Below are 24174 nucleotides of genomic sequence, written 5' to 3'. Positions count from 1 at the left end.
TCTTCAATCTCTCTGCCCCGAGAGCCCCCTGGATACCGTCCATCCCATCCGACGGCCGTCGCCCCCTCGACCCTGGCGCGGCCATCCGGGGGACCCGGGACGCGCTGGTGAGACGGTCGTCACGGTGGGCGACCCGCCGGTGCGGCGGCGGGTCGGGCGGGGGCGGCTCGACCATGCTGGGGGGATGTCGGTCCTGAACCTGAGCAGCGCGTTCGTCACCTTCTTCGCCGTGGTCGGCCCGCCCAAGGTGCTGCTCGCCTACGCGCACCTGAGCCGCACCCGCACCCACCGGGAGCTGGTGCGGCTGCTCGCGGTGAGCACCGCGCTGGCGGCCGCGGTCGGGGTGCTGATGTCCTCGCTGGCCGACGCGGTGACCTCGTTCTTCCACGTGAGCGACGAGTCGCTGCAGCTGGCCGGCGGGGTGATCTTCTTCCTCTACGCGGTCGGGCTGGTGCTGGGCGTGCACTTCGGCTCGGACGAGGAGCTGGACGGCGACGAGCTGAACAACCCGCTGGCCGAGGGCGTGCGGGAGCTGACCCTGCCGTACATCGCCAGCCCGCTGGCGATCACCGCCGTGCTGGTGGAATCGCTGACCAAGGACACCTGGGGCTGGCGGTTCACCGTCACCGGGGCGTACCTGGCGGTGGTGGCGATCAACGCGATCAGCGTGCTGCTGCTGGCGCCGCTGCTGCGGCGCACCCACCAGACCTCGCTGGAGGTGCTCTCCCGGCTGCTCGGGCTGCTGCTGGCGGCGGTCGGCGTGGAGCTCTTCCTGGACGGCCTGTCGGGCCTGGGGGTGCACCTGTCGAGCACCGGCGGGCATTGAGGTCCCGGGCGGGCCGGGCGGGCTGGGCGGGCGGGCGTCAGGCGTTCGGCGGCGGGTTCACCGGGCGCCAGGGCACCGGGCTGGAGAGGACCATCGAGCTCTCCGGGCGGCCGTAGGCGGCCAGCCGGTCGGCCAGCGCCTCGAACTCGGCCATCCCGGGGACCGCGACCAGCAGCACGCAGCAGGCGCCGCCGGTGACCCGGTGCAGCTGCAGCACCTCCGGCCAGTCGGCCACCTCCGGGTCGCGCAGCACGCAGCGCGGCCCGTAGCACTGCACCTGGACCAGCGCGGTGATCGGCAGGCCGGCCCTGGCCAGGTCGACGTGCGCGTGGTAGCCGCCGATCACCCCGTCCGCCTCCAGCCGGCGCACCCGCTCGGCGACCGCCGGGGACGACAGGCTGACCCGGCGGGACAATTCGTTGTAGGAGAGCCTGGCGTCGGCCTGCAGTTCGGCGAGCAGCCGGCGGTCCAGCGCGTCCAGTGCCATGCGGAGGGCCTTCCAGAACGACGGACGGGTGATTGCGGAAAAGTCCTTTCGATCGGAAGGCGATCCGTCCGATCGGGTAGTCGTCGCCCATTCAAGACGCCGGGGGACCCGCCGCACAATAGTCCGCACCGATCATCCGAGGGGGTAGCGGAACATGGCCCAGTCCACCGTCCAGGAACCGAACCTGGTCTTCGACCCCGACCTGGCGGCCGAGGCGGCCGGGCAGTCCGGCGCCACACCCTACGAGCGCTACGCCCGGCTCGACGTGCTGCACACCCTGCAGCAGCCGCGCAGCGAGGTGGACGCCGAGCTGTCCTTCATCATCACGACCCAGGTGATGGAGCTGCTCTTCGACCTGCTGCGCCACGAATGGACCGTGGCCCAGCGGGCGCTGCGGGCCGACGACCCGGCCGGCGCCCGGGCCGCGCTGCGCCGGGGCGCGCTCACCCAGGACGTGCTGAACAACTCCTGGGACCTGCTGGCCACCCTCACGCCGGTGGAGTTCAGCGCCTTCCGGCCGGTGCTGGGCGAGGCCTCCGGGTTCCAGTCCTCGGCCTACCTCAAGCTGGAGTTCCTGCTCGGCAACAAGTCCGGCCGACTGCTGGAGATGTACGCCGGCGCGCCCGAGGTGCAGCGCGAGCTCACCGAGGCGCTGCACGCGCCCACGCTCTACGACGAGGTGCTGGCCCTGCTGGCCCGGCGCGGCCTGCTGGCCGCCGCCCCCGCCGCGGGCCCGGAGCGGTACCGGGCGGACGCCGCCGTGCAGGCCGCCTGGCTGACCGTCTACACCGAACCCGCACACGCCGACCTGTTCGCACTGGGCGAGGCGCTGCTGGACACTGCGGAGCGGGTCACCCGGTGGCGTCAGCGGCACTACTCCTCGGTGAAGCGCACCATGGGCGAGAAGCCGGGCAGCGGCGGCTCCTCCGGGATGACCTGGTTGAAGAGCGCCGCCGACCAGGACGTCTTTCCGGAGCTGTGGACCGTACGAGGAGAGCTGTGACCGTCCCCACCACCCGTGAGCAGTGCGCGGCGCTCGACGCCGCCGATCCGCTGGGCCCGCTGCGCAAGGAGTTCACGCTCCCCGCCGACGCCGTCTACCTCGACGGGAACTCGCTCGGCGTGCTGCCGGTGCGCACCCCCGAGGTGGTCCGCCGCACCGTCGAGGAGGAGTGGGGCCAGGGCCTGATCACCAGCTGGAACGCGGCCGGCTGGACCGAGCTGCCGCACACCCTGGGCGACCGGATCGCGCCGCTGGTCGGCGCCGCGGCCGGCGAGGTGCTGGTCTGCGACAGCGTCTCGGTCAACCTGTTCAAGATCCTCACCGCCGCGCTGCGGATGCGCCCGGGCCGGCGCACGGTGCTCGGCGAGCGGGACACCTTCCCGACCGACCTCTACATCGCCGAGGGCGTCACCGGGCTGTTCGACGGCGCGCGCAGCGTGCTGCTCGGCTCGCTGGACGAGCTGGACGAGCAGCTGGCCGGCGGTGACGTGGCCGTCGTGCTGCTCTCCCACGTGGACTACCGCACCGGCGTGCTGCTGGACATGGCGGAGATCACCGAACGGGTGCACCGGGCGGGCGCGCTGATGGTCTGGGACCTGTGCCACTCGGCCGGCGCGCTGCCGATCGACCTGACGGCCTGCCAGGTGGACTTCGCGGTGGGCTGCACCTACAAGTACCTGAACGCCGGGCCGTGCGCGCCGGGCTTCCTGTACGCCGCGCCCCGGCACCACGCGGCGGTGCGGCAGCCGCTGACCGGCTGGTTCGGGCACGCCGAGCCGTTCTCCTTCAAGCCCGAGTACCGGCCGACCGAGGGGATCGGGCAGTTCCTCACCAGCTTCCCGCCGCTGCTGGCGCTGGCCGGGCTGCGGGCCACCCTGGAGATCTGGGAGCAGGTGGACCTGGCCCAGGTGCGGGCCAAGAGCCTGGCGCTGACCGAGCTGTTCATGGGCCGCTGCGCGCAACTGGGCCTGGAGGTCGTCACCCCGGCCGAGCCGGAGCGGCGCGGCAGCCAGGTGGCGCTCCGGCACCCGGACGGCTTCCCGGTGGTGCAGGCGCTGATCGAGCGCGGGGTGATCGGCGACTTCCGGGCGCCCGACCTGATGCGGTTCGGCTTCACCCCGCTCTACACCTCCTACACCGATGCCTGGGACGCCGCGGAGGCGCTGCGCGAGGTGCTGGCCAGCGGGGAGTGGCAGGCCGAACGGTTCCACCGGCGCGGCGCGGTGACCTGACGGGGCGTGGTCTGACGGGACGTCGTATGCGGGCCGCCCGCCACCCCGGAGAGGGGTGGCGGGCGGCCGTCGTTCTGCCTGCTGGCGTGATGTCAGCTGGCGTGGTGTCAGCTGTGGCGGCCGCGGCGGCGGGTCAGCTGGTGGCCGGCCAGGACGGCCGCGCCGCCGGCGATCAGCAGCCCGCCGACGGTGCCGAGCAGCGGACCGGTGTCGTCGGCGCCGGTGTCGGGCAGCTCGCCGCTGTTGCTGGAGGTGGGCCGGGGCGAGTGCGTCTCGCCGGTCTCGCTGGCCGAGGGGCTGGGGCTCACCGAGGTGCTGGCGGTGACGGTCTCGGTGGGCGAGGCGGTCGGGGTGGTCGGGCTCGCGGTCGGGGTGGTGGGCGACGGCGAGGGGGTGGGCGACTCGGTGGGGCTCGGGGTCGGGGTCGGGGTGGGCGTGGTGCCGCACTCCGGCAGGTCGCCGTCGAACGGGTAGGCGTGGATCTCGTAGCCACCGCCCGAGCTGGTCTGGACCAGGTTGCCGGCCAGGTAGACCCGGCCGTTGATGCCGGGCTGGGAGAGCGTCGTGGTGCCGGCCGGGTTGCCGGCCATGATCGAGCCCTGGAACTGCGCGCTGCCGGTGACGGTGGCGCTGCTGGCGGTCGGGAAGTTCCACAGCAGCTTGGGGCGCAGCTCGGTCAGCTGGTCGCCCGCCTGGCCGGTGCCGGTGTAGGTGTTGATCACCGGGGCGTCGGACAGCATGTTGACGATCACCGTGGCGCCGGCCGGGATGTTGGTGAAGACCAGGCCGATCTGGCCGCCGCTGGAGCTGGCCAGGTTCCCGGTGACGTTGAAGACCTGCCGGGCGCTGGTGCCGTCACCGGTGAAGGTGGCCTCGCTGTTGGTGACGGCCACGGTGCCGGTGGCGGTCTGCTGCGCGGCGCAGTCGGAGAAGGTGTGGATGGTGTCGCGCAGCGGCGCGTACTCGTCGCGCACGCCGGTGTCGTGCACCGCCTGTCCGGTGGGCTCGACGGTGATGTTGCCGGTGAGGGTGCCGCCGTAGCGCAGGTTCCCGTAGGCGTCGGGCCCGCCGACGATGATGTGGTTGCCCGGCCGGGAGGTGACGTTGCCGCCGACCGAGACGAAGTCGCTGCCGTTCGGCGGCGGGACCCGGGAGCCGACGCCGACCTCCCCCATGTTGAAGCCGCCGCCACCGCCGCTCTTGTCCAGCGTGAAATCGCCCAGGGTGACGATCCGGCCCTCGACCTCGGCGGCCCGGCCGGTCGCGTCGTAGTTGCCGCCGACGAAGACGTTGATGTTGGAGTCGCGGCCGGCGATGGTGCCGTTGTTCGGCGGCTGCCAGGTCGAGGGGCAGTCCGGACCGCCACAGGGCCCGAGTGGGGGCGGCAGCTGCACCGCCGCCGCGTGGGTGCCCGGCAACACCGCCAGTGCGGCCACCGCGACCGCCGCCAGCAGTGCGGATCTGCCTCTGTGCCTCATGCTCTCGCCTCCACCGATCGCTGGTCCCGCGGCCCTTGGGGTGCGCCGGGGACACACACCCGGGCCATCCAAGATCAGCGCGAGCGGCCGGGCGGGAGGCCATACCGTGACAAGTCGCAAAAACGATCAAATGTCATTCGAACGGCGCACTCCGGGACCGGGCGACGGGGCCCGATCGAGCGGGTGTTAGCGTGCCGGACGGTGCTGCCGTCCGCGGCGAGCCCGAGAACCACCCGTCGAGAACCACCCGTAGAGAACCACCCGTCGGACCAGTGCGAAAGCGGTCGATCCCATGGCCAAGTTCCTGTTGAGCCTGCATGTCCTGCTGGCCGTGATCGCCATCGGCCCGGTCACGGTCGCGGCGAGCATGTTCCCGCGCAAGGCCCGCGCCGCGCTGGGCGACGGCCCGGAGGCGGCCGGCGAGGCCGCCTCCGTGCGCACCCTGCACCGGATCACCCGGATCTACGCGGCCCTCGGCGTCCTGGTGCCGGTGATCGGCATCGGCACCGCCCAGGTGATGGGCATCATGAGCAGCCCTTGGCTGATCGCCTCGATGGTGCTCACCATCGTCGCCGCCCTGGTGCTGCTGGTGCTGGTCCTGCCCCGGCAGGACGCGGTGGTCGCCGCGCTGGCCGGCGAGGCGGACGCGGACGCCGGCCGGGCGCTCGGCGGCCTCAAGCTGCTCACCATGAGCACCGGGCTGTTCTCGCTGCTCTGGGCCGTGGTCACGGTACTGATGGTGATCCGCCCGGGCTCCACCACGCACGCCTGACGCAGCCTCAGGGCCCGGGCCGTCGGAATCCGGGCCGGTCAGAGCCCGGGCCGGTCAGAGGTCAGAGCCTGGGCAGCACCACCCGGGCGCCGGCCCGCTTGACCGCCCGGCCGACGATCGCCGCCTCCACCCGGTCGGCGCCCAGCGGGCCGAGCACCTCGGTGGTGAACCGGTAGAGCGACTCGTAGTCCGGGCAGAAGACCGCCGCCATCAGGTTGTGCGGGCCGCTGGTGGCCGCCACCCCGTGCGTCTGCGGATGGGCCGCGAGGGCTTCGCCCGCCTCCGCGAGCCGGCCGGGCGGCACCGAGAGCCAGAGGTTGGCATCCACCGCGAGGCCGAGCAGCCGCGGATCGACGGTCACGTGGGTGTGCAGCAGGCCGCCCGCCCCCAGTCGCAGCAGGCGCCGCCGCACCGTGGACTCGGGCGTGCCGAGCTCCGCGGCGAGCCCGCTCGCCGAGCGGCGGGCGTCCGGGGCGAGCGCGGCGAGCAGGGCCCGGTCCAGCTCGTCCAGCTCACCCGCCGTCAGCCGGACCGCGTCGGGCTCCGGCGCCACCGCCAGCGCGGCCTCCTCGTCGGGGCTGAGCAGCCCCGCCCGCCAGCCGCCGGCGTCCCCGAACAGGTGCAGCACGGCGTGCACCGTGGTCTCGGTCACCGCGTCGGTGCCCGGCAGCTGCCGGTAGAAGAGCCGGTCCCGGCCCGGCTGGTCGGTGACGAGCACCGCGCCCACCTCCTGGCCGCCGAGCATCACGTCCACGAAGGGCACGTCGAGGCGGGCGGCCAGCGCCTCCGCCACCGCCGCGACCCGGCCGCTCAGCACCCGCACCCGCAGCAGCAGGGCGCCGACCGCCTCGTCCTCCGCGCGGGGCATCAGCACCACCCGGGCCACCCCGGTCTCCCGCAGCCGGGCCAGCCGCCTGGTCACCGTGCGGACCGAGACCCCGAGCGCCGCGGCGATCCGGCCCGGCTCGGCCCGGCCGTCCAGTTGCAGCGCGCAGACCAGCCGCTGGTCGAGTCGGTCCAGGGTGGCCGGATTCGCCATCTCTTCAGGTGTCAATGTCCGATCTCCACCGTTCTCCCGTACACCGACGTCCTGGTCGGCCGCACTGACGGTACCTCTTGTCCTGTTGAAGCCACTGGGCGCACGAGGGGACGGGAACGATGGAGCACATGAGCGAGCTGCTGGTCCGGGTCGAGGCGGCGGTGCGCGAGACCGGCGCCCGGCTGACCGAACTGCACCGGCCCGAGCCGACTCGGGCGACCGACCGGCCTGCTGCCATGCGCGCCTTCGCCGAGCTCGACGCGCCGGCCGCCGAGTTGCTGCGCGAGCGGCTGTCCGCACTGCACCCGCAGGCCGGCTGGGTGGCCGAGGAGCTGGACACCGCCGTGCCGACCAGCGGCGACTGGTGGCTCTGCGACGCCACCGACGGCGCGATCCAGTACTTGCTCGGCCTGCCGCACTGGGCGGTGACGGCGACCCTGCTGCGGGACGGCGAGCCGCTGCTCGCCGTGGTGCACGCCCCGCAGTTGGGCCTCACCTACACCGCCCTGTGCGGCACCGGTGCCTGGCTGAACGGCCGTCCGATCGCGCCCTCGCGACGGGAGTTGGCCGCCGCCGTGGTGGCCACCAGCCAGCCGCCCACGGTGCCGGCGGACCCGACCGCCGTGCACCGGGCGGGCAGTTCGCTCAGCGCGGTGCTGAGCGGCGGGGTGCTGGCCGTGCGCAACCTCGGCCCCACCTCGCTCCAGGTCGCCCAGGTCGGCTCCGGACACCTGGACGCCTTCTGGGAGTTCGGCCTGGACGGCGCCAACCTCCTGCCGGGCGCACTGATCGCCGCCGAGGCCGGCGCCATGGTCACCGACCACACCGGGGCGCCCTGGCGGCCGGCGGAGTCCGCCGGCTTCCTGGCCGCCGGCCCCGGCACCCACGCCGAACTGGCGCGGCTGCTCAGCTGATTCCTACTCAGGTTGATTCCTGCTCAGGTTGATTGCCACTCGGCTGATTGCCACTCGGTTGATTTCAGCTCAGTTGATTCCAGCTGGAACCATGCTCCCGCGCCGCACGCACCACCGGTATCACCCGATCGGCTGACGGTTCGTAGCCGATCGGAGGATGAGGGGACGTCACACCACGTTCCAAGCTGGGTGCTTCGGGTCGTCCACCCGCACCACCACGTCCGCCGCCTCCGTCGGCCGCACCTCGGACTCGTACCGGGCGAAGGCGGGCAGCGTCCACTGCTCCCCCGGCCCGGTGCGGCGGGCCAGCGCGGCCGGCGAGAGCAGCAGGTGCACCGTCAGGTCCAGCGGGAACCAGCGCCCGAGCAGCAGCGCCCCGTCCAGCAGCAGCACCGTGCCGGGCGCCAGTTCGCGGTAGCCGCTGCGGGTGGACCGGTCGGTGCGCGGGTCCCGCAGGTCCGGCAGCACCCGGCCGCTGCCGCCCGGGTCGAGCGGCGTGAACACCTCGCGGAACAAGGCGTTGTCGTCCAGCCAGCGGTCCAGGTAGGCGTCCGGGTCCTGGTGGCCGTACTCCAGCCGCAGCGAGGCCGACCGCAGGAAGTCCACCGACCGGATCCGCTGCACCGCCCGGCCGCGCAGCCGCAGCTCGTCGGCCAACCGCTCGGCCAGCCGCTCCGGGTGCGCCGCCGACGCCCCGTCCAGTGCCACCCGGGGCCACTGCCCGCCGTCCTGCGGCGTCAGCCGCTCGATCCGGTCGGCGAGTTGGCCGGTGAGCCGGGGCCAGGAGATCGGTTGCAGCCGCATGATGCGGCCCATGCTAACCGGGCGCCCCCGGCGTCCCCACGGCGCTCACCGGACCCACCGCGACCCCGGACCCGCCGCGCCGGACGTCGCCCACCGCGCCCCCGAACCCTCCGCCCCGGACGTCGCCCGCACACCCGCAGGGCCTCACCGCCGCACCTCCAGCAGCGTCTTGCCGACCGTCGCCCGGGCCTCCATCGCCGCGTGCGCGGCCGCCGCCCCGGCCAGCGGGAAGCGCTGGCCGATCACCGGCCGCAGCCGCCCCGCCGCCGCCTCGGCCAGCGCGAACGCGGTCGCCGAGCGCAGCGCCGCGGGGCTGCGGTCCGCCGTCACCAGCTCCACCCCCCGCGCGGCCGCCGCCTCGGCCGGGACCGCCGACCACTCGCCGGCGGACAGCCCGTAGCTGGCCATCCGCCCGCCCGGCCGCAGCAGCTCGAACGCGGCCCGGCCGACCTCACCGCCCACCCCGTCCAGCACCGCGTCCACCGGCCCGGCCAGCTCCGTCCAGCCCGGCTCCCGGTAGTCCACCGCCAGGTCCGCGCCCAACTCCCGGGCCAGCGCCAGCTTGCGCGCCCCGCCCGCCGCCGCGACCACCTGCGCGCCGGCCGCCGCGGCCAGCTGCACCAGCAGCGAGCCCACCCCGCCGGCCGCCGCCTCCACCAGCACCCGCTCCCCCGCCGCCGGGCGCACCGCCCGCAGCTGCAGCACGGCGGTGCGCCCGTCGGCCAGCAGCGCCACCGCCTCGTCCAGTGCCAGCCCGTCCGGGACCAGGTGCAGGCCGGCCGCCGGAACGGCCGCCAGCTCGGCGTACCCGCCGGTGCCCGACAGGCTGCTCACCACGCGCCGCCCGAGCAGCTCGGCCGGCGCCCCCTCGCCCAGCGCGGTCACCGTGCCGCCCACCCCGTTGCCCGGGATGACCGGCAGCTCGACCCGGAACGGGCCGGCGCCGGTGGCCCGGAACTGGGTCTCGACGAACGTGGTGTTGGCGAACTCCACGGCCACCAGCACCTCGCCGGGGCCCGGCACCGGGTCGGGTGCCGCCCCGGGCACCAGCACCGAGGGGTCGCCGAAGGACCGCAGCCAGATGGCACGCATGGGAAAACTCCTTGATCGGTGGATCGTCCGGGGCCCATGCTCGTACCTCAAGCCGACTGGAGGTCAAGCCTTGCCGGAGTCGATCACCCCCATGCATCCCGACGAGCACCCGATCGACGCGGCGCTGGTGCGCCGGCTGCTCGCCGAGCAGTTCCCGCAGTGGGCCGGCCCGGAGCCGGTCCGGGTCCGGTCCACCGGCACCGACAACGCGATGTTCCGGCTCGGCGAGCGGCTGGCCGTCCGGCTGCCGCGGGTCGCCGACGCGGTGGGCAGCATCACCCGCGAGCAGGAGTGGCTGCCCCGACTCGGCCCGCTGCTGCCCCGGAGCGTCCCGCTGCCCGTCGCCACCGGCCGCCCCGGCGCCGGGTTCCCCTGGCCGTGGACGGTCTGCGAGTGGGCCGAGGGCGACAACCCGGTGGTCGGCGGGCTCGCCGAGCCGGACGGGCTGGCCACCGACCTCGGCGAGTTCGTCGCCGCCCTGCACGCGGTCCGGCTGCCCGGCGGCCCGCCGGCCGGGCGCGGCCGCCCGCTGGCCCGCCGGGACGCGGGGACCAGGGCCGCGCTCGACGAGGCCGTCCGGCTCGGCGAACCCCTCGACCGCGAGGCCCTGCTGACGATCTGGCAGGCCGCCCTGGACGCGCCCGGGTGGACCGGCCCGCCGGTCTGGCTGCACGGCGACCTGGCCCCGGGCAACCTGCTGCTCGACGCCGACCAACGGCTCACCGCCGTGATCGACTTCGGCGCGATGGGCACCGGCGACCCGGCCGTGGACCTGTACCCGGCCTGGAACCTGCTGCCGGCCGCCAGCCGGCCCGCCTTCCGCGCCGCCGCCGGCGAGGACGACGCGACCTGGGTCCGGGCGCGCGGCTGGGCGCTCTCGATCGCGCTGATCCAGCTGCCGTACTACCGTGACCGCAACCCGGCCCTGGCCGCGAGCTCGCGGCACGTCATCGGGCAGTTGCTCAAGGAGGACTGACGGACCGTGGACACCCGGATCCACCGCCTGCTCGCCGACGGGGTGCGCGACCGCGTCCACCCCGGGGCCGCCTGGGCCCACGGGGACGCGGGCAGCGTCCGGGGCGGCGGGGCGGTGGGGTCCGCCACCGCGGAGACGGTCTTCGACCTGGCGAGCCTCACCAAGATCGTCGCGGTCTGGGCGGTGCTCGGGACGCTCCGGGACGGGTTCGCGCCGGACGCACCGCTCGGCGGGTACTGGCCGGAGGTGTCCGGCCACCCGCTCGGCGCGGTGACGGCCCACCAACTGCTCACCCACACCGCCGGCGTCCCGCTGCACGCCGAGCTCGCCGAGCACTACGGCAGCGACCCGGCGGCGATCCGGGCGGGCGTGCTGCACGAGGCGCTGCACCGACCGCCCGGGCAGGCCGTCGAGTACACCGACCGGGCCGCCCTGATCCTCGGCTACCTGGCCGAACACCTCACCGGCCGGCCACTGGACCGGCTCGCCACCGAACGGGTGTGGCAGCCGCTCGGGATGCGCGCGACCCGCTTCGGCCCCGTCCCGCCGACCGGCTGCGCGCCCACCGAGGACGGCCTGCACGGCGTCGTGCACGACCCGTCCGCACGCCTGCTCGGCGGGGTCTGCGGAATCGCGGGCGTCTTCTCCACCACCGGCGACCTGGGCCGCTTCCTCGCCCAGCAGCTCACCCCGACCCCGTGGACCGAGCAGTCCCTCACCATCCGCACCGGTCGACTCGTCCCGCCGCGCGGCCTGTTCTGGCACCCCGCGCCCAACAGCCCACCGGCGCGCGACATCTGGACCCACTACGGCTTCACCGGCACCGCCCTCTGGCTCTCCCCCTCGCTGGGCCGCTGGGCCGTCCTGCTCACCAACAAGGTGCACTTCACCCGCGAGCGCGGGCCGATGAACCGGATCCGCGAGGCCTTCTGCGAGCTGGCGTTCGGGTGAGGCTCCGCACGGGTGACCTCCGCCTCGGACGGCTCCAGCTCGGATGACCCTGCCTCAACTGGCCCCGCTTCAGCCGGTCTGCGCCAACCCCGCCAACGCCGCCCGGGCGCCGGCCTGGGCCTCGGCGTCCAGGGCGGCGCTGCGGCCGCGCAGGTGGTGCAGCGTCTCGGTGGCCGCGAGGGCCAGCAGGCCGGGGAGCAGGTCGATGCTGCGGCGGGCGACCCAGGCGGTGCCGCGGGTGGCCAACCACCAGAGGTCGGCGGCACGGCTGGGGGCGGGCGGGACGAGGACGGCGGCGGGCGGGGGGCCGACCGGGTGGCCGGCGGTGGCCAGGCAGGTGTGGAACTCGCGGGCGATCAGCAGGTGGCCGGCCGGGCTGGGGTGCAGGCGGTCGGCGCTGAGCAGGGGGCGGTGGTCCAGCCAGGGCAGGTCGGCCAGGTGCAGGTGGATCGCCTCGTGGCGGTCGGAGAGCTCGTGCACCACGGTGTTGACGGCCGCCATCCGGCGGGCCAGCGGGCGGGCCAGTGGACCGGGCAGGCCGAGCAGCCGGCCCGGGTCGGGCAGGCAGGCGGTCAGCAGCACCGAGCCGGCGGCGCCGAGTTGACGCAGTGTGGTGTCCAGGGCGGCGGCGGTGCGGGCGATGTCGAAGTTGGCCCGCAGGGTGTCGTTGCCGCCGGCCACCACGGCCGCGACGTGCGGCCGCAGGGCGAGCGCGGCCGGGAGTTGACGGTCCGTCAGGTCGGCGCTGAGGGCGCCGCTGACGGCCAGGTTGCGGTGTTCCACGAGCTCGGGCGCGGTGGCCAGTGCGGGGGCCAGCAGGGCCGGCCAGCCGCACCAGCCGGGGCCGGCCGGGGCGCCGACCCCTTCGGTGACGGAGTCGCCGAGGGCGGCGAAGCGGATGGTGTCGTGGGGGGCGGCGGGGGCCGGGTGGGCGATGGTGGGGGCGGTCATGTCGTACTCCCGAGGCTGTGCAAGGTGGTGCCCTCGTGCACTGCGAGGAAGGCGGCGGTGGCCGCTTCCCAGGTGTAGCGCTCGGCCCGGTCGCGCGCGGCGAGGCGCCGCTCGCGCTCCGGCCGGGCCAGCAACTCCCGGACCGCTGCGGCGAATCCGGCTCCGCTGTCGTCCGCGACCGCGCCCGCCGGGCCGACGATCCCGGGCAGCGCGGAGGAGCGGCTGACCGCCACCGGCGTGCCGCAGGCGAGCGCCTCCAGCGCGGCCAGGCCGAAGGTCTCGATCGGGCCGGGGGCGAGCACCGCGTCGGCGGAGGCCAACAGGGCGCTCAGCTCGGTGCGTTCGGCGACGTGGCCGAGGAACCGGACCGGCAGCCCGGCCCGCCCCGCGCGAGCGGTGAGCCGCTCGCGCAGCGGGCCGGTGCCGGCCACCACCAGGGCGGCGTCGAGGCCGCCCCGGCGCAGCTCGGCCAGCGCCTCCAGGGCCCGCCCGGGCCGCTTCTCGGCGGAGAGCCGGGAGCAGAGCACCAGCAGCACCTGACCGGGCTGCGCGTACCGGTCCCGGACGGCCTGGTCGTGCCGCCAGGGGTGCAGCTCGGACAGGTCGACGCCGAGCGGCGCCTGCACCAGGTTGCCCGCGCCGAGCCGGTGGAACTCCTCGGCCGCCCAGGCGGTGGTGCAGATGACGGTGTCGTAGGCCCGCGCGGTGCGGGAGTTGAGCCGGTCGGCGAGCGGGCGGGCGAGCCGCTCCGGCAGGCCCCGGGTGCGCAGCAGGCCGGTGGCGCTCTCGTGCGAGACCATCGCGGCGGGCACGCCGTGCGCGCGGGCCCAGGCGCCGGTCCAGCGCAGCGTGGTGCGGTCGGAGACCTCCAGCCGGTCGGGGGCGAGCTCGGCCAGCAGCCGGGCGACGGCCTGCCGGTCGGTGAGCAGCCGGTAGCCGCCGCTGGCCGGCAGCACCGGGCCGGGCAGGGTCACCACCCGGCCCTGCTCGGTCAGTTCGTCCCGGTGATCGGGACCGGGGACGACCAGCACCGGTTCGTGGCCGGCGGCCAGGTAGCCGGCGCCGAGGTGGCGCAGGGCGGTGCGCAGGCCGCCGGAGACCGGGGTGACGAAGTTGGCCAGCCGGACGATGCGCAGCGGCCGGCTCATACCGGCTGCTCCTCGGCCGGGGTGGGCGCGACGACCGGCACCGGAGCGCCCCCGGGCGAGGCCGCCCCGGCCGCCGCCTGCGCCTCGGCCGCCCGCTCGACCGCCTCCACCTCCGGGTACCGCACCGCCGTCCCGTGGTGCTCCGCCACCGCCTCCGCGTAGTGCCGCAGCAGCAGGTCCCCGACCGCCTCCCAGGTGCGCGCGGTGACGTCGGCCCGGCCGGCCCGGCCGTAGGCGGCCCGCCGCGCCGGGTCGGCGGCCAGCTCCTCGACCGCCTCGGTGACGGCCCGTTGGTCCCGGGGTGCGACCAGCAGGCCGGTGCGCCGGTGGCCGACCAGGTCGAGCGGCCCGCCGGCCGCCGGTCCGACCACCGGGACCCCGCTGGCCATCGCCTCCTGGATGGTCTGGCAGAAGGTCTCCAGCGGGCCAGTGTGCACGAACAGGTCCAAGGTGGCGTAGCAGCGGGCGAGTTCGTCCCCGGTGCGGCGGCCGAGGAAGACGGCGCCGGGGAGCAGTTCGCGCAGTGCGGCGGCGCTCGGCCCGTCGCCGATCACCACCAGCCGCACGCCCGGCAGCGCGGCCACCCCGGCCAGTAGGTCGACCCGCTTCTCGGGCGCGAGCCGGCCGACGTAGCCGACCAGTACCTCGCCGCCGGGCGCCAGTGCCCGGTGCAGCGCCTGGTCGCGGTGGCGGGGGTGGAAGCGCAGCGAGTCGACCCCGCGCGGCCACAGGTGCACCCGGGGGATGCCGTGCGCGGTGAGGTCCTGGGCGGCCGGGGTGGACGGTGCGAGGGTGCGGGTGGCGGCCCGGTGGATGGTGCGCAGCCGGTGCCAGGCGGCGCCGGCGCCGAGGCCGCCGCCGACCCGGTAGGCCTGGGCGTAACCGGCCAGGTCGGTCTGGTAGACGGCGACGGCGGGCAGGCCGAGCCGGCGGGCCTCGGCCATGCCGCGGGCGCCGAGGATGAACGGACTGGCCAGGTGGACCAGTTCGGCCCGGTGCTCGGCGATGGCCGCGCCCAGCTTGGCGCTGGGCAGCGCGACCCGGACCTGGGCGTAGCCGGGGAGCGGGATGGACGGGATCCGGACCACCGGGATCTCGGGGGTCTGCGGACCGAAGGTCTGTTCCGGGCTGCTGGAGCCGCGGGCCGGGGCGGGGGTGATGACCAGGGGCTGGTGGCCTCGCCAGACCAGGTGCTCGGCGGTGCGGAGCACGCTGTGGGCGACGCCGTTGACTTCCGGCGGAAAGGACTCGGTGACGATGGCGACTCGCATGCCAACGTTGTTGCCGGGCTGGACGTGCGCTGGGCCAAAGGGATCTGTCGAACAGGCGAACTGGAGCCAGCGCTTTACCTCTCCCTTACTTCAGACCGACCGGCGGGGCCGCAGAGCCGATCAAGACATGTCAAAGAATCATGACAAAACCGCGCACAACCGCTAGCCAACCGGCCAGTAACCGCCTTACCTTCGACCTTCCCGATGCTGCACCCCCACCCTGCAGAGCGAGGAGCCCGAACGTGCCCCCACGCATGCCCCGCCGAAGGACCCGACGACCGCTCAGGACCGCGGCCGTCGGCGCCGTCGTCGCCGCCGTCTTAGCCGCCATGCCCGGCGCCGCGATCGCCGGCACCACGATCGCCGGCACCACGATCGCCGACGCCACCCCGGCCGCCGCCCGCGCGAACACCGCCCCCGCGAACAACGACTACTGCGCGGGCCAGTGCAACGACATCCTGCCGCCCGGCGAGAACGGCAACGCGACCCTCGCCGACATCCTCGCCAACAAGGTCTTCGGCACCCGCCCCGCGCACACCGACGACCAGCTCGGCCCGTACGCCGCGCTCGCCTCCGGCTACCCGGGCCTGACCGACGACCAGCTCGACAGCTTCTTCAACGACGCCTCGTTCGGCGTCCCCGCCGACCAGGTGGCCAGCACCACCAGCCCCCGCCCGGACGTCACCATCGTCCGCGACAAGGCCACCGGGGTGCCGCACATCACCGGAACCACCCGCTACGGCACCGAGTTCGGCGCCGGCTACGCGGCCGCCCAGGACCGGCTCTGGGTGATGGACCTGTTCCGGCACGTCGGCCGCGGCGAGCTCTCCGGCTTCGCGGGCGGCGCGGCGGCCAACCGGCAGCTGGAGCAGAGCTTCTGGCAGGCCGCGCCGTACACCGAGGACGAACTCCAGGCGCAGATCGGCTCGGTGGCCGCCTCCGGCCCGCGCGGCCAGCAGGCGCTGGCCGACGCCCAGGCGTACGTGGACGGCATCAACCAGTACATCACCCAGTCCTACAACGGCCGTTACTTCCCCGGCGAGTACGACCTGACCGGGCAGGTGAACGCGATCACCAACGCCGGGTCGATCCAGCCGTTCAAGCTCACCGACCTGGTCGCGCTGGCCTCGGTGATCGGCGCGCTGTTCGGCTCCGGCGGCGGCGGCCAACTCGCCTCCGCCGAGGTGAAGGAGGCCGCCGACGCCCGCTACGGGCCGGCCCTGGGCGACCAGGTGTGGAACTCGCTGCGCGAGGTGAACGACCCGGAGGCGGTCACCACCCTGCACGACGGCCAGTCCTTCCCGTACGCGGTGCCGCCGGCCGACCCGCAGGGCACCGCGCTGCCCGACCCCGGCTCGGTGGTGCCCGAGCAGCTGGTCTACGACGCGACCGGCTCGGCCGCCTCGACCGCCGCCACCGCGGCGCCCGGGGTGCTGCCCGGCAACCTGCTGACCGCCAAGCACGGCATGTCCAACGCCCTGGTGGTCTCCGGCAAGTACACCGCGAGCGGCCACCCGGTGGCCGTCTTCGGCCCGCAGACCGGCTACTTCGCCCCGCAGCTGCTGATGCTGGAGGAGCTGCAGGGCCCGGGCATCAGCGCGCGCGGCGCGGCCTTCGCGGGGCTGAGCTTCTACGTGGAGCTGGGCCGCGGCCAGGACTACGCGTGGAGCGCGACCTCGGCCGGGCAGGACATCACCGACACCTACGCGGTGCCGCTGTGCACCACCGACGGCTCGCCGGTGACCCTGGCCGCCCAGTCCTACCTCTACCACGGCGTCTGCACGCCCTTCGACAAGCTGGTGCAGACCGACGCCTGGTCGCCGACCACCGCCGACTCCACCCCGGCCGGCTCCTACTCGCTGGTGATGTACCGCTCCGACTACGGCCTGGTCACCGCCCGCGGCACGGTCGGCGGGCAACCGGTGGCCTTCACCGAGCTGCGCTCCAGCTACGACCACGAGGTGGACTCGATCATCGGGTTCCAGATGCTCAACGACCCCTCGGTGGTACAGGGTCCGGCCGGTTTCCAGCAGGCGGCGCAGAACATCAACTACACCTTCAACTGGTTCTACGCCGACTCCCAGCACACCGCCTACTACAACTCCGGTGACAACCCGGTGCGCCCGGCCGACGTCGACCCGAACCTCCCGACCTGGGCCCAACCCGCCTACGAGTGGCAGGGCTTCGACCCGACCACCAACACCGCCCAGTACACCCCGCCGGCCCAGCACCCGCAGTCGGTGGACCAGGACTACTACGTCTCCTGGAACAACAAGCAGGCGGCGGACTACGGTTCGGCCACCTACGGCAACGGCTCGGTGTACCGCGCCAACCTGCTGGACTCCCGGGTGAAGGCGCTGGTCGCCGAGGGCGGGGTGACCCGGGCCGAGCTGACCCAGGCGATGGAGGACGCCGCGGTGACCGACCTGCGCGGCGAGGACGTGCTGCCCGACCTGCTCAAGGTGATCGGCACGGCCCCGGTGACCGACCCCCAGCTCGCCTCCGAGGTGCAGCAGTTGACGGCCTGGCAGGCGGCCGGGTCCAAGCGCACCGAGACCTCGGCGGGCAGCCACGTCTACACCGACGCGACGGCGATCCAGCTGATGGACGCCTGGTGGCCGCTGCTGGCCGACGGCATCATGCACCCGGGCCTGGGCGACCAGGCGTACACCGCGCTGACCGGCGCGCTGCAGATCAACGAATCCCCCTCGGGCGGCCAGACCGGTGCGACCAGCGGCTCGACCAGCGCCAACGAGTCGATCCCGCACAAGGGTTCGTCCTTCCAGTACGGCTGGTGGAGCTACCTGGACAAGGACCTGCGCTCGGTGCTCGGCCAGCCGGTGGCCGGCCCGCTGGCCCAGCAGTTCTGCGGCGGCGGCTCGCTCACGGCCTGCCGCACGGTGCTGCTGACCACGCTGCAGCAGGCCGCCGCCGAGACCGCCGCCCAGGTCTACCCGGGTGACAGCAGCTGCTCGGCCGGCGACCAGTGGTGCGCCGACTCGATCATCCAGCGCCCGCTGGGCGGGGTGACCGACGCCAACTCGACCTGGCAGAACCGCCCGACCTACCAGCAGGTGGTGGAGTTCCCGAGCCACCGCTGACGCACCGGCACGAAACGGGGGTGGCCGTCCGCCGGACGGCCACCCCTCACCACCATCTGACGCACCGTCAGGCCGTGACGGCCTCCCGGGCGCTCTCCTCGGCGGCCGGCGCCCGCACCGCGAGCGACCGGCGGGCCGCCAGCGCCGCCAGCGCGCCGAGCGCCATCAGCACCGCGCTGACCAGCGCCGCCCCCTGCATCCCGCCGCAGAAGGCCTCCCGGGCCGCCGCCAGCACCGGGCCGCGGACGGCGGCGGGCAGCTGGGCGAGCACGCCCTCGGTGCCGCCGAGCGAGTCGCGCACCGCACCCCGCAGGGCGTCCGGCACGCCGGCCGGGCCCGAGCCGATCTTCGAGCGGTAGAGCGCGGTGCCCACGCTGCCCAGCACCGCCATGCCGAGCGCGCCGCCCAGCTCGGTGCCGGACTCCAGCAGGGCCGAGGCGGTGCCCGCTCGCTCGGTCGGCGCGGCGGCCATCACCACCTCGCTGACCTGCGACATCAGCGCGACGCCACCACCGGCGTAGATGCTCGCCGCGAGCAGCAGCTGCCAGAGCGCACCGTGCGCCCCGGTCGCCGTGAGCAGCCCGAACCCGGCCGCCATCAGCGCGAGCCCGCCGGCGATCACCGGCGCCTTGCCGAACCGCCGGCCCAGCACCGCCGCCGGCGCGGCCATCGCACCGACCGCCAGGCTCGGCAGTACGCTCCACAGTGCGGCGGTCAACGGGCTCATGCCGCGCACCAGTTGGAGGTACTGGGTGAGGAAGATGGCCATCCCGACCAGCCCGAACATGCCCAGCATGTTCAGCCCGATCGAGACGCCGAAGCCGCGGCTGCGAACCAGCGCGAGGTCGATCAGCGCGTCCGGGTGGGTCAGCTGGCGGCGGACGAAGACCAGGCCGACCAGCAGGCCGACGGCGATCGCGGCGCCGGACAGCGGCGCGAGACCGTTGCGGGCCAGCTCCTTGATCCCGTAGATCAGCGGCAGCACGGTGGCCAGCGAGAGCAGCGCGCTGAGCAGGTCGAACCGACCGCCGCGGATCCGCGGGGTCTCCGGCAGCAGCAGCGGGCCGAGGACGAGCAGCAGCACCATCGCGGGCAGGTTGATCAGGAAGACCGAGCCCCACCAGAAGTGCTCCAGCAGCAGCCCGCTGAGCACCGGCCCAACCGCGATCCCGCCGCTGGTCACCGCGGTCCAGACGGCGATCGCCTTGCCCCGCTCCTTCTCGTCGGTGAACAGGTTGCGGATCATGCCCAGGGTGCTGGGCATCAGGGTGGCGCCGGCCACGCCGAGCACCGCCCGGGCCGCGATCAGGGTGGCCGCGCTGGTCGAGTAGGCGGCCAGGGTGGAGGCGGCGCCGAAGCCGAGCGCGCCGAGCAGCAGCAGCCGGCGGCGGCCGATCCGGTCGCCGAGCGCCCCCATGGTGAGCAGCAGGCCGGCCAGCACGAAGCCGTACATGTCGAAGATCCAGAGCTGCTGGGTGCTGCTCGGGTGCAGGTCCTGGCTGATGAACGGGACGGCGAAGTAGAGCACCGAGACGTCCATCGAGACCAGCAGCAGCGGGAGCATCAGCACGCCCAGCGCCAGCCAGGGCCGGCGGGCGGCGGTGTGTCGGGTCATCAGGTCCCCCCAAGGACGGGCACCAGCCGGTGCACCAGTGACGCGTACGTCGTACGCTCGCTTCTGTGTACAGAGTACGCACAGTGCACTAGGCAGTGCAACGGCGAATTGGCGACCATCCGACACGGTCGCACTAGTACACTTGCCCGCATGACGACGCACCAGGAGCTGCCGCCCTACCTGACCATCGCCGCCGAGCTGCGGCAGCGGATCACCGACGGCGCGCTGCGCCCGGGCGACAAGGTGCCCTCCACCCGGCAGCTGACCAAGGAGTACGGGGTGGCGATGGCCACCGCCACCAAGGCCCTGGCCGCGCTGCGCCAGGAGGGCCTGGTGCGCTCCCAGCCCGGCTCCGGCACGGTGGTGGCCGGCGCCGCCCCCGGCCCCGGCGCCGCCGGACCCACCGCCGCCGGACCCACCGCCGCCGGACCCGCCACCCCCGGACCCATCCCGACCGGACCCACCGCGACCGGATCCGCCGTAGCCGGCGGCGAGCCGCGCCCGGCCCGGGACGGCGGCCCCGGCCTGTCCCGGCAGCGGATCGTCCGGGCCGCCATCACCGTCGCCGACGCCGAGGGCCTGGCCGCCGTCACCATGCGCCGGCTCGCCACCGAGCTGGGCAGCGCCCCGATGGCGCTCTACCGGCACATGGCCAACCGCGAGGACCTGCTCGACCTGATGGCCGATCAGGTGCTCGGCGACTACCCGATGCCCGACGCCGGCCTGACCGGCTGGCGCCCCCGGCTGGAGGCGCTGGCGCTGCGCCAGTGGGAGATCTTCCGCCGCCACCCGTGGCTCAGCGGCACCATCTCACTGACCCGCCCGACCCCGCTGCCCAACGCGCTGCGGCACGGCGAGTGGGTGGTCGCCGCGCTGGACGACTGCCCGCTGGACCCGGGCAGCAAGCTCTACGTGCACATCCTGATGTTCGCCTTCGTCCGCGGCATGGCGGTCAACCTGGACATGCAGGCCACCGACCGGCGCGGCGACCAGCTCACCGACGAGGAGTGGATGGCCGCCCAGGAGGGCCGGCTGGACGAGACCTTCGCGAGCGGCGAGTACCCCGCCTTCGCCGCGGTGCTCAGCCAGTTGGACGAGAACGGCTTCGACTACGACCTGGACCGGCTCTTCGCCTTCGCGCTGGAGCGCACCCTCGACGGGCTGGCGCTGTTCATCGAACGGGCCGGCAGCTGAGCTGCCCATAGCGCCTGACCCACCGTCAGCTCCCCCCAACGGCCGCGCACCGGTTGCCCGGGCCACCGGCCCGGCCGACGCTGGCCACATGCCGATCACGCCCTCCCCGTTCCACCCGCACGAGACCCGGCTGCCCGGCGAGACCCCCGAGTACCGCGCGGCGCGCGACGCGGTCCAGCTCGCCGAGATCGACCTGATGCGCCGTCGGGAGGGCGTGGCCGAGCTGCGCCGGGCGCTGCCGCCCGGGCCGGCCGTGACCGACTACACCTTCCTGGAGGGCCCGGCCTTCCTCGACCAGGGCGACCTGCCGGTGCAGCCGGTGCGGCTCTCCTCGCTCTTCACCGGCCCCGACCGACCGCTGCTGGTCTACCAGTTCATGTACGGCAAGCAGCAGGTCGACCCGTGCCCGATGTGCACCATGTGGCTGGACGGCTTCAACGGGATCGCCCACCACGTGCTGCGCAACGCCGACTTCGCGGTGGTCGCCGCGGCCGACCCGGAGCCGCTGCGCGCGCACGCCCGGCGGCGCGGCTGGGACCGGCTGCGGCTGCTCAGCTGCGGCGGCAACACCTTCAAGTACGACCTGGGCAGCGAGGACCGGGCGGGCCACCAGGACTCCACCGTCTCGGTCTTCACCCGCGACCCGGACGGCACCGTGCGGCACCGGTACTCGGTCCACCCGCGGCTGGACGCGGACCTGCCCGAGCGCGGCATCGACCTGCTGTCGCCGGTCTGGCACCTGCTGGACCTCACCCCGCGCGGGCGCGGCGAGTGGTACCCGGGGCTGGACTACTGAGCCCCACGGGCCCGTGCGCTCAGCGCCGCTTGCCGCCGCGCAGCTTCCAGAGCAGCCGCCACGGCATCCAGGCCGACTCCAGCTGGGTGCTCAGCGACATCTTCGACTCGCCGGCCTCGCGCTGGCCGAACCGGATCGGCACCTCGGCGATCCGCACGCCGCCCCGCGCCGCCAGGTACTTCATCTCGACCTGGAACGAGTAGCCGTTGGACTCGATGTCCTCGAAGCCGACCGCGTCGACCGCTTCCCTGGTCCACAGGTTGAAGCCCGCGGTGATGTCCGCCGCCGGCACCCGCAGGATGCTGCGCACGTAGAAGTTGGCCCACTTGGAGAGCAACCGCCGGTGGGTGCCCCAGGCGTCGTCCAGCGAACCGCCGGCGGTGTAGCGGGAGCCGATCACCAGGCCGGCGCCGGCCAGCGCCCGGTCGATCATCGCCGGCAGCGCGCTCGCCGGGTGCGAGAAGTCGGCGTCCATCTGCACGATCCGGTCCGCGCCGTCCGCGAAGGCCCGCTCGATGCCCGCCTGGTAGGCCCGGCCGAGGCCCTCCTTCTTGGTCCGGTGCAGCACCGAGACGACGCCCGGGTTGGTCGCCGCGAGCTTGTCGGCCACCTCGCCGGTGCCGTCCGGGCTCCCGTCGTCCACCACCAGGACGCCGAGTCCGGCCACCCCGAGTCCGAGGATCTCCTCGACGATCCGCGGCAGGTTCTCGACCTCGTTGTAGGTCGGGATGACCACGACTGTCTTGCCGGTCAACGTGCGCTCCGTTCCCCTGCGTCAACGATCGTCAGACCATACACCGCGATTCAACTCGAACTGCCCGAGGGCGACTTGACGCCCATTTCGGCCCGGAACAACGGTGGCCCGGCCCGGGTTCTCCGGGCCGGGCCACCGGGCCGGCTGTTCATCGGTGGGCGCGGACGGTTTCGAACCGCCGACATCCGCTTTGTAAGAGCGGCGCTCTACCACTGAGCTACGCACCCCCGTCGCACGGCGCGCCCGGGTGACCGGGGTCGTGCGGCGAAAGGCAAGAGTACCTGGTCCGGCCTCGGGCGTCGCGCACGGAGTGGGGGCGTGACTGGGTCCGGGGCGGCCGATCGGCGAGAATGAGGGGTCCGGTGTCGGCGGCGGAGCAGGGAGTGCTGGGTGAGGGCGGGTAGCAGGCACGGGTACGGGGCCCGGCTGGCGGCCGAGCTGGTGCTGGCGCCACTGGCCGTGGCCGGGGTGCTCGCGGCGGTGGCCGGATCGGTTACCGGCGGGGCCGGGCGCGGCTCCTGGTGGCGGCGCGGCGGGCAGGCCGATCGGGCGGAGGCGCTGGCGGCCCGGGACGCCGCCCAGCAGGCCTTCTACGACCTGGACTCGGCGCAGCGCGAGGTCGAGCTGGCGGTGGAGACGGTGCGGGCCGCCGAGGAGGCGGCGGCGGTGCGCCAGGCGCTGGCCGAGTTCCAGGACCTGACCGGCCGGATCAACCAGGTCAACCTGGCCTACTTCGCCGCGCTGGACGCGGTCGACCTGGAGGCCGCCGAGCTGCCCCCGGGCGCCGCCGCCGAGGCAAGGCGCCGGCTGGACCAGGCGCACCGCGAACTCACCTCCCAGCAGGCCGAGCTGACCTCCTACCTGGCCCGGCTGCAGCCGCTGGTCCAGCACGCGGAGGGGCGACTGGTGCGGGTCGCCCCGGCCGTCGAGCGGGCCCGGCGCGCCCTGCTGGCGGCCACCGCGGCACTGGACGCGACCCGCGCCGCGGGCCTGACGGCGCAGGAACCGGCCGCCCGGCTGGCCGCGCTCGGGCCGGAGCTGACCAAGCTCAACGAGGGCGCCGCCCGGCACGGCGTCGACCAGACCCTGCGGCGGGCCGAGCAGGTGGAGCGGCAGGCCGGGGAGATCGCCGCGGAGGCCGCCCGGCTGCCGGAGCGGGCCGGCGAGGTCGACCGGCGGCTCGCCAGCCTGCGCACCCGGGTGCAGGCACTGCGGACCAGGACGGCGAACGTCGAGCCGGCCCTGAGCGAACTGCGGCGCGGCTTCACCGCCGAGTGCTGGCAGGACCTCCAGCGGGTGCCGCAGCAGCTGGCCGAGGCGGCGCGCACCGCCGAGGCCCGGCTCGACGAGGCCGCCCGGGCCCGCGCGGAGCAGCGCTGGGCCGACGCCACCGCCACGCTGGGCGCCGTCCGCGCGCTGCTGGAGACGGCCGACGGCTCGGCGCAGGCGGTGGCCGACCGGCTGCGCCGGCTCACCGAGGTGGCCCGCGACCCGAGCGCCGAGCTGGAGCGGGCCCGGTTCGCGGTGCGCGACGCCCAGCGGCTGGCGATGGCCGGCCGCAGCACCCCGGATCCGCGCCACGCCGACCCGCTGGACGCAGCGGTGCTGCGCCTGGACCGGGCCCAGGCCGCGCTCGGCTCGGCCGGCCGCCACCCCGACTACTGGCACTACCTCGGCGAACTGGACGCGGCGCGCCGCTCGGCCGCGGAGGTGGTGGAGATGATCCGCGCGCAGGCGCGGTGACGGCGCCGACCCGCGGGTACGCTGCGG

The 24174-nt window shown here is 74.7% G+C and carries 21 protein-coding genes and 1 tRNA gene; 11 read left to right on the top strand and 11 right to left on the bottom strand.

Annotated features, from left to right (window positions below):
- The first annotated feature begins 184 nt into the window (after window positions 1-184).
- Window positions 185-826, top strand: coding sequence for a MarC family protein (locus FHX73_RS20475; RefSeq protein ID WP_145906377.1), 642 nt, complete (start codon window positions 185-187; stop codon window positions 824-826).
- A 37-nt stretch (window positions 827-863) separates the two neighbouring features.
- Here the strand turns inward: FHX73_RS20475 and FHX73_RS20470 are convergent, their stop codons facing one another.
- Window positions 864-1313, bottom strand: coding sequence for an Lrp/AsnC family transcriptional regulator (locus FHX73_RS20470; RefSeq protein ID WP_145906376.1), 450 nt, complete (start codon window positions 1311-1313; stop codon window positions 864-866).
- 154 nt (window positions 1314-1467) lie between these two features.
- Here FHX73_RS20470 and FHX73_RS45645 point away from each other — a divergent pair, with 154 nt between their 5' ends.
- Window positions 1468-2316, top strand: a complete 849-nt coding sequence (locus FHX73_RS45645) for a tryptophan 2,3-dioxygenase (RefSeq protein ID WP_145906375.1) — start codon at window positions 1468-1470, stop codon at window positions 2314-2316.
- Window positions 2313-3548: a kynureninase gene (kynU, locus tag FHX73_RS20460; RefSeq protein WP_145906374.1), complete on the top strand. Its 1236-nt coding sequence runs from the start codon at window positions 2313-2315 to the stop codon at window positions 3546-3548. The genes FHX73_RS45645 and kynU overlap by 4 nt, the downstream gene beginning before the upstream one ends.
- A 107-nt stretch (window positions 3549-3655) precedes the next feature.
- Here the strand turns inward: kynU and FHX73_RS20455 are convergent, their stop codons facing one another.
- Complete coding sequence (locus FHX73_RS20455) at window positions 3656-5026, bottom strand: choice-of-anchor A family protein (protein ID WP_145906373.1); 1371 nt, start codon at window positions 5024-5026, stop codon at window positions 3656-3658.
- A 292-nt stretch (window positions 5027-5318) separates the two neighbouring features.
- Between FHX73_RS20455 and FHX73_RS20450 the strand changes: the two genes are divergently transcribed.
- The gene (locus FHX73_RS20450; RefSeq protein WP_145906372.1) at window positions 5319-5798 is read left to right on the top strand and encodes a hypothetical protein; all 480 of its coding nucleotides are present in this window, start codon (window positions 5319-5321) and stop codon (window positions 5796-5798) included.
- A gap of 61 nt (window positions 5799-5859) precedes the next feature.
- Here the strand turns inward: FHX73_RS20450 and FHX73_RS20445 are convergent, their stop codons facing one another.
- The gene (locus tag FHX73_RS20445) at window positions 5860-6837 is read right to left on the bottom strand and encodes an Lrp/AsnC family transcriptional regulator (RefSeq protein WP_145906371.1); all 978 of its coding nucleotides are present in this window, start codon (window positions 6835-6837) and stop codon (window positions 5860-5862) included.
- Between the two features lie 128 nt (window positions 6838-6965).
- Here FHX73_RS20445 and FHX73_RS20440 point away from each other — a divergent pair, with 128 nt between their 5' ends.
- A complete protein-coding gene (locus tag FHX73_RS20440) occupies window positions 6966-7751 on the top strand; it encodes an inositol monophosphatase family protein (RefSeq protein WP_145906370.1) in 786 nt (261 codons plus the stop codon).
- Window positions 7752-7919: 168 nt separating this feature from the next.
- Here FHX73_RS20440 and FHX73_RS20435 read toward each other — a convergent pair whose 3' ends face one another.
- Together FHX73_RS20435 and FHX73_RS47255 are read right to left on the bottom strand one after the other, a co-directional pair.
- Complete coding sequence (locus tag FHX73_RS20435) at window positions 7920-8555, bottom strand: nucleoside/nucleotide kinase family protein (protein ID WP_145906369.1); 636 nt, start codon at window positions 8553-8555, stop codon at window positions 7920-7922.
- Between the two features lie 144 nt (window positions 8556-8699).
- A complete protein-coding gene (locus FHX73_RS47255) occupies window positions 8700-9647 on the bottom strand; it encodes a zinc-binding dehydrogenase (protein WP_145906368.1) in 948 nt (315 codons plus the stop codon).
- Window positions 9648-9738: 91 nt separating this feature from the next.
- Here FHX73_RS47255 and FHX73_RS20425 point away from each other — a divergent pair, with 91 nt between their 5' ends.
- Together FHX73_RS20425 and FHX73_RS20420 are read left to right on the top strand one after the other, a co-directional pair.
- Window positions 9739-10623 carry an aminoglycoside phosphotransferase family protein gene (locus FHX73_RS20425; RefSeq protein ID WP_145906367.1) on the top strand — a complete coding sequence of 295 codons (885 nt, stop codon included), beginning with the start codon at window positions 9739-9741 and terminating at the stop codon, window positions 10621-10623.
- A 6-nt stretch (window positions 10624-10629) separates the two neighbouring features.
- Entirely contained in the window at window positions 10630-11574 is a 945-nt protein-coding gene (locus tag FHX73_RS20420; RefSeq protein WP_145906366.1) for a serine hydrolase domain-containing protein, read from the top strand.
- Between the two features lie 69 nt (window positions 11575-11643).
- Here FHX73_RS20420 and FHX73_RS20415 read toward each other — a convergent pair whose 3' ends face one another.
- From FHX73_RS20415 to FHX73_RS20405, 3 genes are read right to left on the bottom strand one after another with little or no spacing between them, the layout of a single operon-like run.
- Window positions 11644-12525: an SGNH/GDSL hydrolase family protein gene (locus FHX73_RS20415; RefSeq protein ID WP_145906365.1), complete on the bottom strand. Its 882-nt coding sequence runs from the start codon at window positions 12523-12525 to the stop codon at window positions 11644-11646.
- A complete protein-coding gene (locus FHX73_RS20410) occupies window positions 12522-13673 on the bottom strand; it encodes a glycosyltransferase (RefSeq protein ID WP_145906364.1) in 1152 nt (383 codons plus the stop codon). Before FHX73_RS20410 ends, FHX73_RS20415 begins: the two co-directional genes overlap by 4 nt.
- Window positions 13670-14944, bottom strand: coding sequence for a glycosyltransferase family 4 protein (locus tag FHX73_RS20405; protein WP_145906363.1), 1275 nt, complete (start codon window positions 14942-14944; stop codon window positions 13670-13672). The genes FHX73_RS20410 and FHX73_RS20405 overlap by 4 nt, the downstream gene beginning before the upstream one ends.
- A 254-nt stretch (window positions 14945-15198) precedes the next feature.
- On the opposite strand from FHX73_RS20405, the gene FHX73_RS20400 reads away from it, so the two are divergent.
- Window positions 15199-18045, top strand: coding sequence for a penicillin acylase family protein (locus tag FHX73_RS20400; protein ID WP_145906362.1), 2847 nt, complete (start codon window positions 15199-15201; stop codon window positions 18043-18045).
- Window positions 18046-18112: 67 nt separating this feature from the next.
- On the opposite strand, the gene FHX73_RS20395 is transcribed toward FHX73_RS20400, so the two are convergent.
- Window positions 18113-19660, bottom strand: a complete 1548-nt coding sequence (locus tag FHX73_RS20395; protein ID WP_145906361.1) for an MFS transporter — start codon at window positions 19658-19660, stop codon at window positions 18113-18115.
- Between the two features lie 150 nt (window positions 19661-19810).
- Here FHX73_RS20395 and FHX73_RS47250 point away from each other — a divergent pair, with 150 nt between their 5' ends.
- Both FHX73_RS47250 and FHX73_RS20385 read left to right on the top strand, forming a co-directional pair.
- Window positions 19811-20854 (top strand): GntR family transcriptional regulator, encoded by a 1044-nt coding sequence (locus FHX73_RS47250; protein ID WP_145906360.1) that lies wholly within the window; start codon window positions 19811-19813, stop codon window positions 20852-20854.
- Window positions 20855-20942: 88 nt separating this feature from the next.
- On the top strand, window positions 20943-21650 hold the full coding sequence (locus FHX73_RS20385) for a DUF899 family protein (RefSeq protein WP_145906359.1): 708 nt from the start codon (window positions 20943-20945) through the stop codon (window positions 21648-21650).
- Window positions 21651-21669: 19 nt separating this feature from the next.
- On the opposite strand, the gene FHX73_RS20380 is transcribed toward FHX73_RS20385, so the two are convergent.
- Both FHX73_RS20380 and FHX73_RS20375 read right to left on the bottom strand, forming a co-directional pair.
- Window positions 21670-22404 (bottom strand): polyprenol monophosphomannose synthase, encoded by a 735-nt coding sequence (locus FHX73_RS20380; RefSeq protein WP_145906358.1) that lies wholly within the window; start codon window positions 22402-22404, stop codon window positions 21670-21672.
- Window positions 22405-22559: 155 nt separating this feature from the next.
- Window positions 22560-22631: transfer RNA gene (locus FHX73_RS20375), tRNA-Val, on the bottom strand.
- Between the two features lie 163 nt (window positions 22632-22794).
- On the opposite strand from FHX73_RS20375, the gene FHX73_RS20370 reads away from it, so the two are divergent.
- Window positions 22795-24147, top strand: coding sequence for a hypothetical protein (locus FHX73_RS20370; protein ID WP_145906357.1), 1353 nt, complete (start codon window positions 22795-22797; stop codon window positions 24145-24147).
- Window positions 24148-24174: the final 27 nt, after the last annotated feature.

It is taken from the genome of Kitasatospora viridis (genome assembly GCF_007829815.1).
GTDB classification, from domain to species: Bacteria; Actinomycetota; Actinomycetes; order Streptomycetales; family Streptomycetaceae; genus Kitasatospora; species Kitasatospora viridis.
The sequence above is the reverse complement of the archived record's forward strand: the minus strand, read 5'-3'. Positions and strand labels throughout refer to the sequence as shown.

Coding starts and splice junctions, on each gene's coding strand:
- FHX73_RS20410 (WP_145906364.1), bottom strand. CDS start 13,673: ATGAGCCGGCCGCTGCGCATCGTCCGGCTGGCCAACTTCGTCACCCCG.
- FHX73_RS20405 (WP_145906363.1), bottom strand. CDS start 14,944: ATGCGAGTCGCCATCGTCACCGAGTCCTTTCCGCCGGAAGTCAACGGC.
- FHX73_RS20425 (WP_145906367.1), top strand. CDS start 9,739: ATGCATCCCGACGAGCACCCGATCGACGCGGCGCTGGTGCGCCGGCTG.
- FHX73_RS20395 (WP_145906361.1), bottom strand. CDS start 19,660: ATGACCCGACACACCGCCGCCCGCCGGCCCTGGCTGGCGCTGGGCGTG.
- FHX73_RS20435 (WP_145906369.1), bottom strand. CDS start 8,555: ATGCGGCTGCAACCGATCTCCTGGCCCCGGCTCACCGGCCAACTCGCC.
- FHX73_RS47250 (WP_145906360.1), top strand. CDS start 19,811: ATGACGACGCACCAGGAGCTGCCGCCCTACCTGACCATCGCCGCCGAG.
- FHX73_RS20450 (WP_145906372.1), top strand. CDS start 5,319: ATGGCCAAGTTCCTGTTGAGCCTGCATGTCCTGCTGGCCGTGATCGCC.
- FHX73_RS20415 (WP_145906365.1), bottom strand. CDS start 12,525: ATGACCGCCCCCACCATCGCCCACCCGGCCCCCGCCGCCCCCCACGAC.
- FHX73_RS20475 (WP_145906377.1), top strand. CDS start 185: ATGTCGGTCCTGAACCTGAGCAGCGCGTTCGTCACCTTCTTCGCCGTG.
- FHX73_RS20400 (WP_145906362.1), top strand. CDS start 15,199: ATGCCCCGCCGAAGGACCCGACGACCGCTCAGGACCGCGGCCGTCGGC.
- FHX73_RS45645 (WP_145906375.1), top strand. CDS start 1,468: ATGGCCCAGTCCACCGTCCAGGAACCGAACCTGGTCTTCGACCCCGAC.
- FHX73_RS20445 (WP_145906371.1), bottom strand. CDS start 6,837: ATGGCGAATCCGGCCACCCTGGACCGACTCGACCAGCGGCTGGTCTGC.
- FHX73_RS47255 (WP_145906368.1), bottom strand. CDS start 9,647: ATGCGTGCCATCTGGCTGCGGTCCTTCGGCGACCCCTCGGTGCTGGTG.
- FHX73_RS20385 (WP_145906359.1), top strand. CDS start 20,943: ATGCCGATCACGCCCTCCCCGTTCCACCCGCACGAGACCCGGCTGCCC.
- FHX73_RS20470 (WP_145906376.1), bottom strand. CDS start 1,313: ATGGCACTGGACGCGCTGGACCGCCGGCTGCTCGCCGAACTGCAGGCC.
- FHX73_RS20440 (WP_145906370.1), top strand. CDS start 6,966: ATGAGCGAGCTGCTGGTCCGGGTCGAGGCGGCGGTGCGCGAGACCGGC.
- FHX73_RS20455 (WP_145906373.1), bottom strand. CDS start 5,026: ATGAGGCACAGAGGCAGATCCGCACTGCTGGCGGCGGTCGCGGTGGCC.